Genomic DNA, 18,477 nt, shown 5'->3' on the forward strand with positions numbered 1-18,477 from the left:
AGATGGAGGTTTGAGGCAGAGATATGTATCCAGAAGGGCGAGATGGGTACATGAGATGAAGGTTGGAGGCAGAGATATGTATCCAGAATGGTGAGGTGGATACATGAGTAGGAGGTTTGAGGCAGAGATGTGTATCCAGAAGGGCGAGATGGGTACATGAGATGAAGGTTGGAGGCAGAGATATGTATCCACAAGGGTGAGGTGGGTACATGAGTAGGAGGTTTGAGGCGGAGATGTGGATCCATAAGGGTGAGGTGGATACATGAGTTGGAGGTTTGAGGCAGAGATATGTATCCAGAAGGGCGAGGTGGATACATGAGTTGAAGGTTTGAGGCAGAGATGTGTATCCAGAAGGGCGAGGTGGATACATGAGTTGAAGGTTTGAGGTGGAGATGTGTATCCATAAGTGTGGAGTGGATACATGAGTTGGAGGTTTGAGGCAGAGATGTGTATCCAGAAGGGTGAGGTGGATACATGAGATGGAGATTTGAGGCAGAGATATGTATCCAGAAGTGTAAGGAGGACACACGAGCAAGAGGATTGGAGGAGAGGTGTATGACCAGTCCTAACAACCTATTGAGAATGATACCTTTGGAAGGTTTCATATACTTCAGCGACTTTAACACGTTAATGCGTGAAAAGGGAAAGTCCCTTTTCGCACGGTAACGCGCTAAAATATAAAAAAGCCGGATCCGACATTACTGCGGATCCGGCTTTTTGTTATTCTTTATCCTTGGCTGCTGTCTTCGTTTCCTCCTGATTCAGCTCCTGAATCAGAATCGCTGCCTCCACCCTCAGAGTCTGAGCCTCCGCCCTCTTGGCCTGAATCACCATCCGTATTGCCAGTGTCTGGGTTAGGCTCCTCAGGTTTTTCCGGTTTTGGCTTTTCATCTTTTGGAGGTTTTGGTTCTTCTTTTTCTTTCCCGATTCTTACTGTATTTGATTTGCCTGATTGTTTTCCGGCAACATCTACTGCAACGACGTAATACTCTCCATTGCCGACAGATGAGACTAGATCGGAATCAGATTTAACACTTGCTACTTTTTGTCCGCTGACGGTAAAGACTCTATAGCCGACAACGTCGCTGCTTGCTGAAGCTGTCCAGGTTATTTTGTTTCCGGAAGCAGTGGCGTTAACTGTTCCAGGAGCGGCTCCGTCATCTTCTATCTTGTTTTCTGCTACGAGAATGTTCTTGTATTTTTCATCATCCGCTGGAATCAATTGCCGCGGATCTGCGTTGATACCATTCAGGATGCTTTCTACAAAGTCAGGATTCAAGATGACACCTGGTTGTGAAAACTCTTCCGGAGTGGAATCGAGTGCCAGATACTTCTTGCCGTTAGCCATCACGTAGCGGCTTTTCAGTAGGCTGTCATCTGTCTTGCTCGGTGCAAACTGAGCATTGAACAGGTCGCTCTTCACAAGCCCGGCCTGGCTGCATGCATCGGATGGAAGAAGCCCGGAGATGCCGCAGAAGGATCTGGTTATGACGCCTTCCGGTGCTTGGAATGAACCTTCAGGGTCAATCAAATCAGGTGCTAGGTCTCGTACGTCATTCAACAGGTAAGACCATAATCGTATGTTTCTCAAACCATAGTGTCCATAAGTTTCCATGGCTCTGAACATTGATTGCGGATCATCATAACCCAGCCATGTTCCGAACGTGATGTTTGGGTTGGATGCAATGAACCAGTGATCTTTGTAGTCCTGTGTCGTTCCTGATTTCCCTGCCCAGTCGGATGAGAAGTTAAGGAAGGTTTTAGCATAACGTCCCGTTCCGGCGTAGTGGTCAAAGGTATCACGCATCATATCGATGGTCATGTAAGCTGTTTCAGGACTGAAAACATCAACTGATTCAACTTCATGTTGATAAATGGTGTTTCCATCCTTATCCAGAATTTTATCAATCATATACGCATCGACGAATTTTCCGCCATTAGCAAAAGTTGTATAGGCATTAGTATTTTCTTCAAGGGTAACTCCGCGTTCCATGCCGCCAAGTGAAAGGGAGTAGTTCTCTTTCTCTCTGCTGGTAATGGTGGAGAAACCCATTTTTTCCAGGAATTGTATCGGCTGCTTATCGAATATTTTTGTATACAAACGAGCAGCCGGTATATTCAAGGATTCTGCCAATGCATATCTGGCAGGAATTAACCCATTATAATCAAAGGAATAGTTCTGCGGATTCCAAGGAACCCCGTTTCCAGCCATGATAGTCATATCAACATCTGGTACAGGTGAACCCGGTCCAATTTCGCCGAATTCCAAAGCCGGCGCGTATACAAGCAGCGGCTTCATGGTTGAACCATTCTGACGGATGGTTTTGGTAGCATGGTTCGACTGCTCGAGATCAAAGTCCCTTCCGCCGACAAAACTGATGATTCTTCCTGTTTTGTTTTCAATCATGATGCCGCCGACCTGAACGGGATTCGGAACTTCAATTTCTTCCCCTGTTTCAGGATCGATCTTCGTCCTTGTAAGTTCTTGTCCGTACATTTCATAAGCATCTTTCGTTTTTTGCATGCTGTCATAAATTTCTTTATCGATTGTAGAGTGGATCTGGTACCCACGCTGCCTCATTTCACGGTCGGCAAGGGTCATGTATTTTTCATAAATCTCATCATTATTATCCAGATCATCCTGTGAATAGCCATCCTGCTCAGCTAAAGTGACTGAGATGATATCCTTTGCGCGGCTTTCAAGCTCGGCGGTCAGCCATGGATAATCGTCATTAACAGAAGGCAAAGGACCGATGAAGTCTTTGGCAATGTCGTGGCTGGAGGCTGTATCATATTCTTCCTCCGTAATATACCCTTCTTCAAACATCCGGTACAGCACCGTCTGCATCCTTGCAATTCCAGGTTCCAGGTTTTCTTTGACTTCTCCGCCATTAGTGAAAGGAGTATAGGAGAAGGGTGCTTGCGGAAGGCCCGCAATGAATGCCGCCTGAGGAAGCGACAAGTCTTTAGGTTCAACTCCGAAAATCCCTTTTGCGGCAGATTTAACGCCGGCAATATTTCTGCCTGATGAGTTCCGCCCCAATGTTGCCACATTTAAATAGGCTTCAAGGATTTCCTCTTTTTCAAAGAATCGCTCCAGCCTCATCGCTAAAAGGATTTCTTTTGCTTTACGGTCAAAAGAAACTTCATTTGTAAGGATTTGATTCTTGATCAGCTGCTGTGTAAGGGTGCTTCCACCAGTTTGAGAAGCGGAATTAGTGAACTCCTGCACGATTGCCCGGAGGATTGCTTTCGGGACCACCCCGTTATGCTCTTGGAAGTATTCGTCCTCTGTTGCGATCAATGCGTTGACCAGATGATCCGAAACTTCATCTATGCTGACTTCTTCCCGTTCCAAGTCGGTCCTCATTTTTCCAAGATACACATCATTGGCAAAGTAGAGCTGGGAAGTTTCCTCGTAGTTATAGATATCTTTTTTCATGTTGTCGTATGGGCGGATTGGTTCTTCTTTTACCAAAGAGGCAAAATAACCAGCACCGACACCGCCTGCGAATGCTGTACCAAGAACGGCGAAAATAATAAAAATCAATAATAAATTCCAAAGAACACCATATGTAATTCTGGCGCGTTTTAAAAATCTATTGTTAGTAAAAAACTTGATGACAGGTTGAGATCGCTGCAGTAAAGATTGAAATTTTTCCTTCATATATTCACTCCTCCTAAAATCAACTATATTATAGCATATTTCGACCATGTAAAGACCTTAATCAGGAATTTATAGGGAGGCAGCCGCCAAGCCGTGAAAAATCAATGTAGAAATAAACGTGGTATATTTTCCCTTTTTAATTTAATTGGTGGATTTTTCCGTATTGATAAATAAGCTGGCTGTTTTGGAGATGAAGTTCAGTAGGGAAATTGACAAAGAGGATGTGATTATGATAAAAATGGGGTATCTGAAAAAATTATAATGAAATCGCTTAGACAGGAACAAGTAGTCCCGTTATCCCTATCCCAGAGAGTCAGTGGCAGGTGGAAACTGACATATATGACGTGATGAATTACCTCCTCGAGCTTTTGCTGTGAAAGACAAAAAAGTCGATTAGCGGCAAACGGGAAAACCGTTATTCTGTAGAGTGAAGGATACTTGTGTCCTTAAGTTGGGTGGTACCGCGTGATAAACGTCCCTGCATTGGCAGAGGCGTTTTTTTTGTGGAGAAAATATCTCCCTAAGCGAAAAAATATGTAAATACCAGGAGGAAGATGGAAATGGATTTATTAAAAGATTTAGAATGGCGCGGCATAACCTATCAGCAGACGGATGAAGAGGGATTGAAAACCCTTTTGGACAAAGAGAAGATTTCGATTTACTGTGGAATCGATCCTACAGCAGACAGCATGCACATCGGGCATCTTCTTCCGTTTTTAACATTGAGACGTTTTCAGAATCATGGCCATCGTCCACTCGTGCTTGTCGGAGGTGCGACTGGCCTCATTGGAGATCCAAGCGGAAAAAGTGAGGAAAGAAAACTGCAGACTGTGGAATCTATCCAGCACAATGTGGAAAGCATTAAGGAACAGCTGAAGAGCATCTTTGATTTCCAAGGTGAAAATGGCGCGGTGATGGTCAACAACTTTGATTGGATCGGACCGATGGATATGGTGACATTCCTTCGTGATTTCGGAAAGCATATCGGTGTCAACTATATGCTTGCAAAAGACACGATCTCATCTCGTCTGGAATCAGGTATTTCCTATACTGAGTTCACCTATACGATACTGCAGGCGATGGACTTCAATCACTTGTATGAGAACTACAACTGCAAGCTGCAAATCGGCGGAAGCGATCAGTGGGGGAACATCACAACAGGACTAGAGTTGATTCGCCGCACGAGAGAAGAGGAATCCAAAGCATTCGGATTCACCATCCCCCTTGTAACGAAAGCTGACGGCTCCAAGTTCGGAAAAACAGAAAGCGGCGCTATTTGGCTTGATCCAGAAAAAACTTCTCCATACGAATTCTATCAGTTCTGGATCAATACAGCTGATGCGGATGTTATCAAATACCTTAAATACTTCACGTTCTTGACACATGAGGAAATCGAAGGATTGGCACAAGCAGTCGAAACAGAGCCCCACCTGCGTAAGGCTCAGAAGACACTGGCAGAAGAAATGACGAAGCTGATTCACGGAGAAGGAGCTTTGGCCCAGGCGATCAAAATCACAGAAGCATTGTTCAGCGGAAACATCAAAGAACTCTCTTCTGCAGAAATCAAGCAGGGCTTTAAGGATGTCCCATCATTTACGCAGGCTAAAGATGAGGAAATCAATCTTGTCGACCTCCTTGTAAACACAAAAATCGCTTCATCCAAAAGACAGGCAAGGGAAGATATCGGAAACGGAGCTATCTATATCAATGGTGACCGTACCACCAATCTTCAGCACGTCATGTCTGAATCAGACCGGATCGATGACCAGTTCACCATCATCAGAAGAGGGAAGAAAAAGTATTTCATGATTCAATACTCTTAATGAAAACCTACGATAAAAGGAGGGCCAAATCGTTTTGATTTTGGCGCTCCTTTTTTCATTTGACTCTTTTCGTAAACTTTGTTGCTATTACGATTGATTTTGGAATCGATCGCCAGAATTAAGCGGAAATAACTTAGAAAAGAGCTGCTTTGCCTGTTTAGAGAGAAAAAACTCCGATTCCAGGGGGGATCCGGTAAGTGGAATTTTCATGAAGCAACAATTTATGAGAAAACAACTTTACATTTTATCAGTGTTGATTCATCCTAAATAATGATCGCTCCATAATATTAAGAAAAATTAATATTTTCTTTGAAGGAGTTTATTTGCTATACAGAGAAATGTAATGTGAATAAAAAATATGATTGAGGCGGGTGGGTACATGGGTTATCAGGCTGATAAGATATTTGTGAATTTAGCGGTAAAAGATCTCCACAAGACCAAGGAATTTTTCACTAAAGTAGGCTTTGAATTCAATCTTCAGTTTACTAACGAATTTGCAGCATGCATGGTTATTAATGAAAATATATTTGCCATGTTGTTAGTGGAAGACCATTTTAAGTCTTTTACTAAAAAAGAAATCACGGACTCGAAAAAAAGTACTGAAGCAATCTTGGCACTATCAGTTGAAAGCAAAGAAAAAGTCATTGAAATTGTAAACAAAGCGTTAGAAGCAGGAGCAAGTCCTTCGAAGGATCCGCAAGATCATGGTTTCATGTATGGTTGGGGGTTTGAAGATATTGACGGTCATTTGTGGGAGCTGTTTTCCATGGATGAAAGTGCAATGGAGTAAAGTTTCCGCATATATATTTAAAAATCGTCAGCATAAACTGCTGACGATTTTCTTGACTTTATTCATAGATATAAGAACAAAGCTGAAAATAAATTATTCCCTATTTCAAAAGACTTTACTAATGTATTCAAAACAGCTATCAGCCATTTTTTTTCAGCAACGAAACAATTTTCGATTACAAGAATGCTCTGTTAAACAGGATCAGCACAAGAAGATCTATTTCATTAATGTATAGAGAGTGAGTTGGATTGGATTAAAATAAAAAACCTTTCCCATAAAAGGGAAAGGTTCCTGGAAGATTAACGAGAGTAGAACTCAACGATAAGAGCTTCGTTAATTTCAGCTGGAAGTTCAGAACGCTCTGGTAAGCGAGTGAAAGATCCTTCAAGCTTGTCAGCATCGAAAGTCAAGAAGTCAGGAACAAAGCTGTTCACTTCAAGAGCTTCTTTAACGATGTTAAGGTTGCGGGATTTTTCGCGAACACCGATTGTTTGGCCAGCAGACAGACGGTATGATGGGATATCTACGCGAGATCCATCAACAGTAACGTGTCCGTGGTTAACAAGTTGGCGTGCTTGACGGCGAGTACGAGCCAAACCAAGACGATAAACAACGTTATCAAGGCGGGATTCAAGAAGTGCCATGAAGTTTTCACCGTGTTTACCTTGCATTTTACCTGCTCTGTCGAATAGGTTACGGAATTGACGCTCAGTCACTCCATACATATGACGAAGCTTTTGCTTCTCTTGTAATTGTAAACCATACTCAGAGATTTTTTTGCGTTGGTTAGGACCATGTTGTCCAGGAGCGTAAGGACGCTTTTCTAATTCTTTACCTGTACCGCTTAGAGAGATTCCAAGGCGGCGGGATAATTTCCAGCTAGGGCCAGTATAACGAGCCATTGAAGACTCCTCCTTCGTGTTTTTATTTTGTTGTAAAATAAAAACCGTGTGTGAATTGACAATCATGCGTATTATGTTTTCATGTACCTTCGCTCCAGCAGCAGAGAGTTACAAGATACACCTCATTCACGAGGAACAAAATACAGCATAAAGGACATCACAAAGGCTGCATTTATTTTACACAAAGAATATTATATGATTTTAAACCGGTGAAGTCAAGGGTGAATTCTTATTTAGAATCGTTCCTCTATTATTTACCCATACTATTTGTCGGTTTTGGGTTACACCTGTTCAACGCAGTAGTAAACCTGAAGCAGGAAACGGCTTCTGTTTTTACTTATCAATTAAAGTACAGCCTTAGTAAGAACCCTTGTAAGGCCGGCCTTTAAAAAGGTGGAGAATTAGCCCCTGTGAAAAGTAGTTAATTTAGAATATTACATAGGAATCATCTGAATCTTTGTGATATAATTTTATTTGATAGAATCAGAGGTGTAATGGTGTATTTCATCATTATCGGTGCCTCCAATTCCCTTGGATATACCGATAATGATGAAAGTCCTAAAACGGTTATTACATAGCGGTAAGTTTATTGATAAGCTGGCGGGCCAAAGGAATAAATAACAGTAAAGCTAGGATATGAGGGACATACTATGGATAAGAAAGATTGTGTGGACACACAGGTGATCGGGATGGACAGGAAGGACGACCGTTTCCTGGATAACTACAAAGCCCAATTGTTTGACTTAGTGAATGAAGAGTTCAATGAAGAAGACGGCAACACCGGTCAATGCCTTTACAGCTGGATGAAAATGGTGCACGATATCCTGCATGCTGAAACGGTCCTTTTCTACCAGCGGATGGAGTGCAGCTATCAGCTTACCGAGTGGATATCATTGGAAAACCATCCTTCTTCAGTTTTTCCTGATATTTTAGACGGTATTTTCAAGGACGACAAAGAGGTTTTCGCAAAAGGTACAGACAGGCAAACTGATTTCCTCTCATATGACTATGCCTTTCGCATAAAGGATCATCAGCATGGCTCGTTTGGCGTTCTGCTGGTGTCAGGAATCCGGTCCAACGAGGTTCTGAGCCTGTCCAGGAATGCTTTGGAGAAGTTTACAGCCTCCAGCAGTGCTTTCCTGAAGAAAATGAATTTGTATCTTCAAATTATAGAAGATGAGCATCGTTACCGTGAACTTTTCAAGGTGAATGAAGCTTTCCATTCTTCAATGGATATTAATATTTTGCTTGGCCAGATCATCAGTACACTGACCAGGGTGTTCCCGGATTACCACTTTCATTTATTGCTTTCAAATGATAATGATAAAAACCATGGAAATCTGCCTATTAAGGATTTTGACTACGATAGTGCCAACACAGCAGCCATGGAGGCTTTTGTTAATGGAACCATCGAAATAGAACAACATTATTCAGAGCAAAAGCTTACCCTGTATGCTCCGTTAAAAGGAAAGCAGGGTGTATATGGTGTTCTGGAAGTCATAACCGGTCTCCCATTCAAGTTTCCTGAAAATCAAAGGGAATTCGTCCGTCTCCTGGCCTATACAGCTGGAAACGCGCTTGAAAATGCCAAGCTTTATCAGCAGTCCAGAAGGTTGATTTCTGATCTGCAGCTGATCAATGAGACTTCACACAGATTAAATTCAAATTTACGGATGGCGGAGACTCTTGCATTCTTAAAAAAACAGATTAAGCGTTCTTTTCAAGCTTCCTCTATCGGCTTTGTCTTTATTGATAAAATGGGGGAATCCAAGGTTCTTACAGAAAGCTCCTCCTATTTTAAAAGTATTGAAGGGGCGACATGCATCAACTATGTTAAACGTAAAATCTATACGGATAAAGAAGCGATATTCATTGGCGATCTCAGCGGCAAGTTCGGCAAGGACCTGTCTTATCTTTCTCTCATGGCTGTTCCAATGGTCCAGAACAATTCAATAATTGGTTTCTGTATTGTACTTCATGAGGAACCTTATTCTTTTTCATTTGATATGTACAAGCTCCTGCAGTCATTTATCCATCATTCCACACTGGCATTGACCAACTCCATGCTCCGTGAAAAGCTGGAAGAACTGGTCGTGACGGATCACTTGACGCAGCTTTATTCAAGAAATTATTTGGATGATGAAATGGCCAAGGCGATGAAGAGAGATGAACAAGGCGCACTCCTGCTTTTGGATATTGATAACTTCAAGAAAATCAACGATACATATGGACATCAGATCGGAGATGAAGTCCTCATCCAGGTTGCCAAGGTCCTTATAGATGAATCAAACGGAACAGGCTTTGCGGCAAGGTGGGGAGGAGAGGAACTTGCTGTTTACCTTCCTGATATGGATTTGAAATCGGGTGTCTCGATGGGAGCAAGGCTTGTGGAGCAGATCCCGAAAGCAACCAATCCTTTTGTCACTGTATCCTGCGGTGTCTCCTCTTGGAAGAAGGGGCAGGAGGATCATGTGAAGGACTTAGTCAAAAGAGCGGACGCCTCCATGTACTACGCAAAAAATAATGGAAAAAACCAGGTTGCCAACATTTTATACTAGTCAAAGAAGACCTTGAAACAGTTGTGTTTCGAGGTCTTTTCTTATTGAATTTTTAAAATGGAAGCACAAAACAGATTTATTGTAAACGCTTTCTTTTTCCAAAGAAATGTCATATGCTATTAATGGATTCTTAAGAGATGAGTAGGCCGGACGGTTTAACTGCCGCCGGAGAGACCCTGTCAGAAGGGGATAGAGAAGGAACACAATGTAAGGGAACGGACCATAGATCAGGAGGAGAAAAAATGAAAAAGAATTACGATAGATTTGAAACAAAAGTGATCCATGAAGGGTACAACTCTGTGGAATACCATGATAGTTTGGCGCCGCCACTCTATCAAACTTCTACTTTTACATTTAAGGATGCCCAGCAGGGTGAAAGAAGGTTTGCGGGCGAAGAAGGTGGATATATTTATTCCCGTCTTGGAAATCCTACCGTTTCCATCCTTGAAGAGCGGATGGCTGCACTGGAAAATGGGGAAGCGGCCCTTGCGTTCGGTTCTGGAATGGCAGCAGTATCGGCTGTTTTATTATCAATGACAAAAGCAAATGATCATATCCTCTGCTCACAGGGAGTTTATGGCTGTACATTCGGGCTTTTGAACCTGATGGAAGAAAAATATAATATTACGCATGATTTCTCTGCGATGGAGAATGCTGAAGAGATCAGAAATAGTATTAAGCCTGAAACGGTCTGCATCTACGTTGAAACACCGATCAATCCTACAATGAAATTGATTGACCTTGAAATGGTCGCAGGTATCGCAAAGGAAAAAGGGATTCCAGTCATAGTGGATAATACGTTTTCTTCACCCTATCTGCAAAAGCCCCTTGATCTGGGGTGTGACATCATCATTCACAGTGCCACAAAATACATTTGCGGTCATGGCGACGTAATAGCTGGAATCGTGGCGGGGAAAAAGGACTCCATGGAGCACATCCGGATGACTACCCAAAAAGATATCGGCGGAGTGATTTCCCCATTTGATGCCTGGCTGTTACTTAGGGGATTGAAAACCCTGCCGGTTAGGATGGACCGTCATTGTGAAAATGCTGAAAAGATTGCAGCTTTCTTAAAAGAACAGCCACAAGTGGATAAGCTGTATTACCCGGGCGACCCTGATAACCCCAATTATGAAACGATGAAAAAACAAATGACTCAGCCGGGCGGATTAATTGCTTTCACCCTTAAAGGAACGAAAGAAACTGCACAGAAATTCATGAATGAGCTAAGCCTGATCAAAATTGCGGTGAGTTTGGGGGATGCCGAAACGCTGATTCAGCACCCTGCCACCATGACACATGCGGTAGTACCAGAAGAGTCCAGAGTAAAGATGGGCATAACGGATACTCTTTTGAGGGTATCAGTAGGCCTTGAAGCTTGGGAAGATATACGAGATGACTTAAAACAAGCATTGAATAAAGTAAAATAGAGTTTTTGAACCGGTGCCTCTTGGGTTCCGGTTTTTAGTGTTCTTGTCCCTGTCTTGGTGTGCCCTTGGGAGTTCCTGCTGACACGCAACCTGGTATGGGGAGTGCAAGGTGCATTAGAAGTGAAGATCTTCCTTATGATGCAGGTCGGCGCGGCCGGCGAGGTACATGTAAAATGAAATTTTCAAAGATGGTGTCCCCCGCGCGGCTGGCGAGGTACATGAAAAGAGGTAATTCACAAAGATGATGTACCTCGCACAGCGAGCGAGGTACATGAAAAGAGGTAATTCACAGAGATTATGTACCTCGCACGGCGAGCGAGGTACATGAAAAGAGGCAATTCACAAAGATGATGAACCTCGAACGGCGAGCGAGGTACATGAAAAATAGGATTTCTCAAGATGATATCCCCCACGCGGCCGGCCGGCACGACGAAACGTTGAAACAAACAAATCACCTGCCATCATGATATATATCCTTCCGCTTCCAATGTCGAAAATCCGTCACCTATCATTCAATCAAGTACACCTGAAATTACCTTCCCGGAACAATAACCCCCCCTGCATATCAAAAGGCATTTTCTAAGTATTTTTGGGTAAGTAATCTGTATCAGATATTTAGGAGGTAACGCTTAAATGAATGAGCAGATGATACCAAAGGAGTCAAACTCGTACTGGCGGAAAGCAGCCGAGGAGAGGGGACTTCCTTTTGATAGACTTGAGAATGAAAACCTTCAGGTGGACGTGACAATTGTTGGAGCCGGGATTACCGGGATTATCTCAGCCTTCTTATTAGCGCAAGAGGGCAAGAAGGTAGCACTTATTGAAAGCGGCAAAGTGATAAATGGGACTACAGGATATACAACGGCCAAAATCTCCACTCAACATGGATTGATGTATGATGACTTGATTAAGCATCATGGCGAAGAAAAAGCTGCCCTGTATTATCAGGCGAATGATGAAGCGATGAAGTTTTTACAAAGCTTGACCGAAGAGCTTGGGATTTCTTGTGAATATACAACTCAGCCTTCATATGTATATGCTCAAACAGATAAAGGTTCAGAGCAAATTGAAAAAGAAGCAAAAGCTTATGAGAAGTTGAATATTCCTGGAGAAATGACGACAGAAACAGAGCTTCCATTCAAAGTGAAGAACGCTCTCAAATTAAATGGTCAAGCACAATTTCATCCCGTGAAATTTTTACTTCCGTTGTTGAGTGAAATCAAGGCAAAGGGAGGCTTGATTTTTGAACATACAAGAGTGACAAAAGTCAGCGGGGACAGCCCTGTAGAAGTCCTGACAGAGGACGATGGGAAAATTACATCTGAAAAAGTAATTGTAAGTACCCATTTTCCAATCAATGATTTTAAAGGACTTTACTTTTCAAGGCTCGATATAGAACGATCCTATACCCTTGCAGCCAAAACAGACAGCAGAATTCCCGATGGGATGTATCTCAGTGCCGATCAGCCGAAACGGTCTCTGAGGTATACTACGGATTCCAATGGCGATAGAATGATTCTGTTTGGCGGAGACAGCCACAAAACCGGGCAGGGAGGAGACACAATCGAGCATTATGAAAATCTTAGGGATTTTGCAGTAAAGCACTTTGCGGCAAAAGAATTTCCGTATCGATGGTCAGCACAAGATTTGACCACCTTGGACAAAGTTCCTTATATCGGCCCTGTCACATTACACGAGAGAAACACACTTGTGGCGACTGGTTATGCTAAATGGGGCATGACCAATGGAACGGCGGCAGCATTGCTGCTCACAGACTTGGTACTTGAAAGAGAGAACCGCTTCGAAGAACTGTTTTCTCCGTCACGATTTAACGCAAATCCGGTTGTTAAAAATTTCATCAAAGAAAATGCTGATGTCGCTAAAGAATTTGTAAAAGGCAAGCTTGATAAGCATGACCGAAGACTTGAAGAATTGGAAAACGGAGAAGGCGGTGTGGTCACTCTCGACGGAAAGAGAGCCGGCGCATACCGTAATGACCAAGGAGAAGTTACAGTGGTTGATACGACCTGTACACATATGGGCTGTGAACTGGGATGGAATAATGCTGAAAAATCATGGGACTGCCCGTGTCATGGCAGTCGATTCTCTGCTTGCGGAGATGTGATAGAAGGACCGGCAGTCAAGCCTTTGAAAAAAATATATGATTCATGAGAAAAACACCCGAAGCACTAAAGTGCACTTCGGGTGTTTTGCGTTACTCTGCATTTTCCCATAATGATAGCAGCGGTCCTTTTTCCCCGTGAACTGGATCCAGAGAAGGAAGGTCAACTTCCTTAATTTCAATTAACAGCTGGGTCCTCTCATTGTTTTCAGCTGTTTTCAGGTTATGGTCTTTGCCGTTTGGATAAGCCCCGGCAACCTGGAAGTCCTCAGTGGAATTCAATCTCTTATGCCCGGTACCAGCCGGCAGCACAATCACATCACCTGGCTTGACTTGCATCGTCTTACCGCTTTCCCCGCCGATAATCAACTCTGCGGAGCCGCTGACGACCCCAAGAACCTCATGGGTATTGCTATGAAAATGGTGGTAATCAAAGACGCCTCCCTGCCAGCTGTTTCTCCAGTTGTGGTCGTTAAACGTGCGTTCTGCCTTTTCAGGATCATCCTTAAAAACACCCTTATAGAATAAGACTGGTAAATCAGGGTTGTTTTGGAATCGATCCACTTTCTTCAAAATATAAAGTTTCTACGTCCTTGCTCTGCATACTGATCCTCCTTTAAAAAGTCTTATACTATTGATTTTCCCCTCGTAAAGGCGAGAGTAAACTTTGGAGAGACTTTATAAATAACGGGAAGACCGGATGCATGGGATCAGGAAATTCGGCACTAGTCAGAAGAAGCATCAGGCAGCATGGAATTAGGAAATCCAGCAATCGATGCAGTCAGAAGAGACAGCAGATAGAATGGAATCATCTAAAATAAAATTCTGATGCAATCAGAAAAGACCACAGACTTCTGCGGCTGCCCCAAAAACATCAAAACGCAAGGAATAATAAAAAGCCGGAATATAAAATCCCGGCTCCAGCTCATTAAATATATTGAACCAATGCTGAAACAAACGCTTCAAGCTTTATTTTATCTGTTTCATCGAACCTGCCTTTTTCAGGGCTGTCAATGTCCAGGACACCGATCAACTCACCATCTTTGATGATGGGCACGACAATTTCAGATTGAGAGGCTGCATCACATGCGATGTGTCCAGGGAAGGCATGGACATCCTCGACCAGGTATGTTTCCCGGTCTTTGGCTGCTGAGCCGCAAACGCCCCGGCCGACCGCAATCCGGACACAAGCTGGAAGTCCCTGGAATGGTCCAAGTACAAGTTCACCGTCTTCCATAAGATAAAAGCCGACCCAGTTTATGCGGTCCAGAAATTGATTGAGCAGGGCAGATGCGTTGCTCAGGTTGGCGATCTTGTTGCTTTCTCCTTCTAAAAGGGCATGCAATTGCTTGATGACCAGGTCGTAATTTTCTTCGCGCGTACCTTGGTACATAGAAGTTTGAAACATAGAACTCCCTCATTTCTACAGGTTTTGATCTAAAAAGCTTAAATTCCACGAATTCCTACAACTTGGGCAGGAAAGTGTCGAGAAATACATAAAGGAATATCAGTTGCGGTCCCGAATGCTTTAGTTAAGAAAGGGATTCGCTTTTATTACAAAGGCTGTTTTCTTATGAATTGCTGCTTTCGGAAAAATCCCCGGATACTAAGGTTCCTCCCTAATCGGAGTAATCAGCTCTTTTCTTTCTTACCAGTATATTTCATGTGAATTATAGCGTTATCCTTTCACATTGATAAGCAACAAAGCTTACGAAAAGAGCCATAAAATGCCGCCAGTCTGAGACAGTCCTGATGAACCATTTTTAGCATAATTCCAAAGGTGATTCAACTAATAAATTCGAAGGTAGTGAGAAAATGGGAAAACCCGCTGCGCAAGGAATGACAAAAGAAAAGATTCTCTTATCTGCGGTTTCACTATTTAATACTAAAGGATATAGCGGCACGTCTGTGAGGGATATTGCCAATAAAGCATCGGTCAATGCTGCCAATATCTCCTACCATTTTCATGGCAAGCAGGGATTGCTTGAATCCTGTTTCACCCGTTTTTTCGAATCATATTTAGAATGCCTTGAGATGGAAGCCGATAAATTGGACTTCACCCCTGCGGATGAATGCTTGAAGAGAGCCGTTTTCAATATTCTTCAGTTTCAAAGTGAAAACCATCTCCTCTCCCGTTTTGTATGGAGGGAGATCTCTATTGATTCCCAGGTTGTCCGCGAAATTATTTCTTCCTATTTAATGAAAGAGAGGTACTTGTTGAAACGGTTCTTTGAGATGGGACAGGACCAAAACCGGTTCACTTCGATGCCCGTAAGCATTTTTATCATACAACTGAAGTCGATGATGTCTATGCCATTCCTTAACAGCCAGTATCTAAGGGAAGTGTGGCATGTCTTTCCTCAGGAACAATACTTTGTGGACCGCTATTTCACTTCATTGGAGCAGTGGATCGATCAATGCCTTTTGGCAAGGCACGCTGCACCGAAGGCAACATTATTATAGAATCATCAGGTCCCTTCCTTGATTCAGGTCTTTCGCTTGATGTGCATCTGAACCGTAAACAAGAGGGATTCCCATTTTGCGGGCTTGGCGGGCAATCTCCGGCGGCGGATAAGAGACACCGCAGCCCTTTTTGAAAAATCCTGCACCGTTATAGTCCAGTTCCATTCCCCGGTTGGCGACTTCCTCCAGGATCTCGTCTATTTTGTTTTGAAACGATCCCGCTGGAGGGAAATCTTTTTTGAATTTGTCCGCCAGGGTAATGTGGCCGATCCGGTTAGGCTTATAATCCCCAAGGTCCGCTGTGATGGATTTCCGTACGGTTGTATAATAGGCTCGGTGTATGCTGTCCACAGAGCCGTAAACCTTGATCATTCTTCCGAAATTCTCCTTACTGAAATCCAGGCAGTCATAGGATCCTTCTTTTAGCAGTAAATGGACAGAAAGCAGGCTGTCATCAAGAAGCGGGCCGACTGTATCGAGGAACTGTTTGGTTTCTGTCTCGTATCCTTCTATATAATCAATTTCCAATCCTGTTTTTATAATCAGTTTACCCTCGAATTCCTTCTTTAGTTCTTTCAGATCACGTAAGTACTCCTGCAGGTGTTCCTTCTTCATTCCGCTGTCCTTATCAGGCACCGGATCCTCGAATCCTTCGGGAAGAGGTGCATGCTCCGTAAAGGTTATCTCTTCATACCCGAGGTCAATGGCCCGGTTAATATAATCGAAAAAAGTATCCTTCGTCCCATGCGGGCAATAAGGGCTGTGGATATGTCCGTCAATTTTCATCAAATCCCTCATTTCCTTTTACTGTCATCTCCATATATAATAGTAAAATACCAATAATTTCGCTATATAGGTAGACTTTTATAATAAAACTTCTATCAGAAGAGGAAAAATTGCAAATAAATCGTCAAAAAATGTCGTTATCATGGTATCATAATAAAAGCTATGGTGTGAGATTTTACAATTTTTACATAGATCTGATTAAGTTAAAGAAGCAGGGGGCTTACGATGGAATTTATCATCGGAGGAATTATACTATTCATTATCCTATTTATCATCGGTTTTTTTATAAGAAGAAAATACTACCATCTCGTCGACCGGCTTGAATCCTGGAAGGTCGACATCATGAACAGGCCCATCCTGGATGAACTGTCCAAGGTCAAACAGCTTAACATGACTGGGCAGACGGAAGAACTTTTTGAAAAATGGCGTAAAGGCTGGGATGACATTGTCACAGCAGATCTTCCTGAAGTGGAAGAGCGCCTGTTCGAAGCCGAAGAGTATATTGATAAGTTTCGCTTTGGATCCGCCAAAGAGGTTCTGGCAAGGATAGAAGATATCCTGAACCAGACAGAAGATAAGATGGAAAGGATTCATTCGGAAGTGGAAGAACTTGTCGGCAGTGAAGAGAAGAACCGGCTTGAGATTGAAGAACTGCGGGAGGATTTCCGCAAAAGCAAGAAAACGCTGCTTGCCCACCGCCATACTTATGGCAAAGCGGCATACGGGCTTGAAGCTAAGCTGGATGAAATGTCTGAGAGAATCGAGAACTTCAATAAGCTTACTGAAGAAGGGAATTATCTGGAAGCAAGAGAGCTGGTTCTGGGACTGACAGCTGATATCGAGGACATCATCGTTAAGATGGAGGCCATACCTGATTTGCTCACAGCCTGCCAGAATTCACTTCCAACTCAGCTGAACGAGGTTGAAGCAGGATATAAAGAGATGGAAGCCCAAGGGTATGTATTGAAGCATCTCGGCATCAATACCGAAATCTCAAAACTGAGGGAAGAGCTGGCTGCCAGCCTGGATTCGCTTGAGAAACTGCAAACTGAAAAGGCAGCAGAAGAAGTGAACGGGATGAAAGTAACTGTCGAGCAATTGTATGACATGCTTGAAAAAGAAGTCCTGGCCAAGCACTTTGTCCTGCAAAATGAAGAACAGTCTTCCGAATTGCTGGAAACCATCAAAGCGGTCAACAAAGAAATCAAGCTGGAAACTGAATTCGTCCAGCAGGGCTACCACTTGAAAGACGAAGATTTGCAGATTCCGGTCGGGCTTGATAAGAAAATCAATACCCTGTTTAAACGTTTTCAGCAGCTGCGGGAAAAAGTAGAGGAAAACGATTCCGCTTATTCCTATTTAAGTGAAGAACTGCAGGATATCAATCAGCAGCTGGAACTGATTAAAAGTGAGCAGGCGGCTTTCTCTGAGCAGCTTCAGGCTCTTCGAAAAGAAGAAATTGAAGCTAAGGAAAAGGTTGCCATGCTTAAGAAGAAAATCGGTGAAGCGAGCCGGATGATCTCCAAAAGTAATATACCTGGACTTCCTACCGACTATAATGCCCTTTTGGAAGAAGCGCACAAGAATATTATAGAGGTTGTCCGTGCGCTGGAAGAAAAACCGCTAAATATGCCGGTGGTACAGAAGTATTTAGAAAAAGCTGTGGATACGGTCGACCACTTCTATAAGAAGACGTCAGACCTGATTGAAACGGTCATGCTTGCCGAAAGAGTTATACAGTATGGAAATCGGTACCGCAGCAGATATGGCGATGTATCACATAAGCTTCAAAAAGCAGAATCTGCATTTAGAAGCTTTGACTACAGGGAAGCCCTTGAACAAGCGGCAACAGCCATAGAAGAAGTGGAACCAGGTGCTATCAAAAGAATTGAAGGCATTGTAAACGAAGAACTGAATGAATAAAGAAAATCCCGGT

General features: G+C 43.1%; 12 protein-coding genes and 1 other annotated feature. Of the genes, 7 read left to right on the top strand and 5 right to left on the bottom strand.

Features of this window, described 5'->3' with window-relative positions; all coding sequences use genetic code 11:
* Positions 1-727: 727 nt before the first annotated feature.
* Entirely contained in the window at positions 728-3,667 is a 2,940-nt protein-coding gene (locus B9Z54_RS10810) for a transglycosylase domain-containing protein (RefSeq protein WP_113928403.1), read from the bottom strand.
* Between the two features lie 263 nt (positions 3,668-3,930).
* Positions 3,931-4,150, top strand: a binding site (T-box leader).
* A gap of 77 nt (positions 4,151-4,227) precedes the next feature.
* Between B9Z54_RS10810 and tyrS the strand changes: the two genes are divergently transcribed.
* Together tyrS and B9Z54_RS10820 are read left to right on the top strand one after the other, a co-directional pair.
* Entirely contained in the window at positions 4,228-5,490 is a 1,263-nt protein-coding gene (gene tyrS, locus B9Z54_RS10815; RefSeq protein WP_113928404.1) for a tyrosine--tRNA ligase, read from the top strand.
* Positions 5,491-5,869: 379 nt separating this feature from the next.
* Positions 5,870-6,280, top strand: coding sequence for a VOC family protein (locus B9Z54_RS10820; RefSeq protein WP_113928405.1), 411 nt, complete (start codon positions 5,870-5,872; stop codon positions 6,278-6,280).
* 299 nt (positions 6,281-6,579) lie between these two features.
* On the opposite strand, the gene rpsD is transcribed toward B9Z54_RS10820, so the two are convergent.
* Positions 6,580-7,182, bottom strand: a complete 603-nt coding sequence (gene rpsD, locus B9Z54_RS10830; protein ID WP_113928407.1) for a 30S ribosomal protein S4 — start codon at positions 7,180-7,182, stop codon at positions 6,580-6,582.
* Positions 7,183-7,832: 650 nt separating this feature from the next.
* On the opposite strand from rpsD, the gene B9Z54_RS10835 reads away from it, so the two are divergent.
* The 3 genes from B9Z54_RS10835 to B9Z54_RS10845 all read left to right on the top strand — a co-directional run bounded on the left by B9Z54_RS10835 (position 7,833) and on the right by B9Z54_RS10845 (position 13,342).
* Entirely contained in the window at positions 7,833-9,740 is a 1,908-nt protein-coding gene (locus B9Z54_RS10835; protein WP_113928408.1) for a sensor domain-containing diguanylate cyclase, read from the top strand.
* A 242-nt stretch (positions 9,741-9,982) separates the two neighbouring features.
* Positions 9,983-11,170: a methionine gamma-lyase gene (gene megL / locus B9Z54_RS10840; RefSeq protein ID WP_113928409.1), complete on the top strand. Its 1,188-nt coding sequence runs from the start codon at positions 9,983-9,985 to the stop codon at positions 11,168-11,170.
* A 633-nt stretch (positions 11,171-11,803) separates the two neighbouring features.
* Entirely contained in the window at positions 11,804-13,342 is a 1,539-nt protein-coding gene (locus tag B9Z54_RS10845; RefSeq protein WP_113928410.1) for an FAD-dependent oxidoreductase, read from the top strand.
* A gap of 43 nt (positions 13,343-13,385) precedes the next feature.
* On the opposite strand, the gene B9Z54_RS10850 is transcribed toward B9Z54_RS10845, so the two are convergent.
* Together B9Z54_RS10850 and B9Z54_RS10855 are read right to left on the bottom strand one after the other, a co-directional pair.
* A complete protein-coding gene (locus tag B9Z54_RS10850) occupies positions 13,386-13,856 on the bottom strand; it encodes a cupin domain-containing protein (protein WP_240189886.1) in 471 nt (156 codons plus the stop codon).
* A gap of 364 nt (positions 13,857-14,220) precedes the next feature.
* On the bottom strand, positions 14,221-14,700 hold the full coding sequence (locus B9Z54_RS10855; RefSeq protein WP_113928411.1) for a GAF domain-containing protein: 480 nt from the start codon (positions 14,698-14,700) through the stop codon (positions 14,221-14,223).
* Positions 14,701-15,107: 407 nt separating this feature from the next.
* Here B9Z54_RS10855 and refZ point away from each other — a divergent pair, with 407 nt between their 5' ends.
* Complete coding sequence (gene refZ, locus B9Z54_RS10860) at positions 15,108-15,755, top strand: forespore capture DNA-binding protein RefZ (RefSeq protein ID WP_113928412.1); 648 nt, start codon at positions 15,108-15,110, stop codon at positions 15,753-15,755.
* On the opposite strand, the gene hisJ is transcribed toward refZ, so the two are convergent.
* On the bottom strand, positions 15,750-16,541 hold the full coding sequence (gene hisJ / locus B9Z54_RS10865) for a histidinol-phosphatase HisJ (protein WP_113928413.1): 792 nt from the start codon (positions 16,539-16,541) through the stop codon (positions 15,750-15,752). The two genes, refZ and hisJ, sit on opposite strands and share 6 nt — an antisense overlap.
* A 225-nt stretch (positions 16,542-16,766) precedes the next feature.
* Between hisJ and ezrA the strand changes: the two genes are divergently transcribed.
* Positions 16,767-18,464, top strand: a complete 1,698-nt coding sequence (gene ezrA, locus B9Z54_RS10870; RefSeq protein ID WP_113928414.1) for a septation ring formation regulator EzrA — start codon at positions 16,767-16,769, stop codon at positions 18,462-18,464.
* Positions 18,465-18,477 lie beyond the last annotated feature (13 nt).

This window comes from Bacillus sp. P14.5 (assembly GCF_003316765.1).
Lineage (GTDB): Bacteria > Bacillota > Bacilli > Bacillales > Bacillaceae_B > Rossellomorea.

Excerpts from the sequence above, each read along its gene's own strand:
- megL (WP_113928409.1), top strand. The coding sequence starts at position 9,983 with ATGAAAAAGAATTACGATAGATTTGAAACAAAAGTGATCCATGAAGGG.
- B9Z54_RS10835 (WP_113928408.1), top strand. The coding sequence starts at position 7,833 with ATGGATAAGAAAGATTGTGTGGACACACAGGTGATCGGGATGGACAGG.
- B9Z54_RS10820 (WP_113928405.1), top strand. The coding sequence starts at position 5,870 with ATGGGTTATCAGGCTGATAAGATATTTGTGAATTTAGCGGTAAAAGAT.
- ezrA (WP_113928414.1), top strand. The coding sequence starts at position 16,767 with ATGGAATTTATCATCGGAGGAATTATACTATTCATTATCCTATTTATC.
- B9Z54_RS10810 (WP_113928403.1), bottom strand. The coding sequence starts at position 3,667 with ATGAAGGAAAAATTTCAATCTTTACTGCAGCGATCTCAACCTGTCATC.
- hisJ (WP_113928413.1), bottom strand. The coding sequence starts at position 16,541 with ATGAAAATTGACGGACATATCCACAGCCCTTATTGCCCGCATGGGACG.
- B9Z54_RS10845 (WP_113928410.1), top strand. The coding sequence starts at position 11,804 with ATGAATGAGCAGATGATACCAAAGGAGTCAAACTCGTACTGGCGGAAA.
- B9Z54_RS10855 (WP_113928411.1), bottom strand. The coding sequence starts at position 14,700 with ATGTTTCAAACTTCTATGTACCAAGGTACGCGCGAAGAAAATTACGAC.
- rpsD (WP_113928407.1), bottom strand. The coding sequence starts at position 7,182 with ATGGCTCGTTATACTGGCCCTAGCTGGAAATTATCCCGCCGCCTTGGA.
- tyrS (WP_113928404.1), top strand. The coding sequence starts at position 4,228 with ATGGATTTATTAAAAGATTTAGAATGGCGCGGCATAACCTATCAGCAG.
- refZ (WP_113928412.1), top strand. The coding sequence starts at position 15,108 with ATGGGAAAACCCGCTGCGCAAGGAATGACAAAAGAAAAGATTCTCTTA.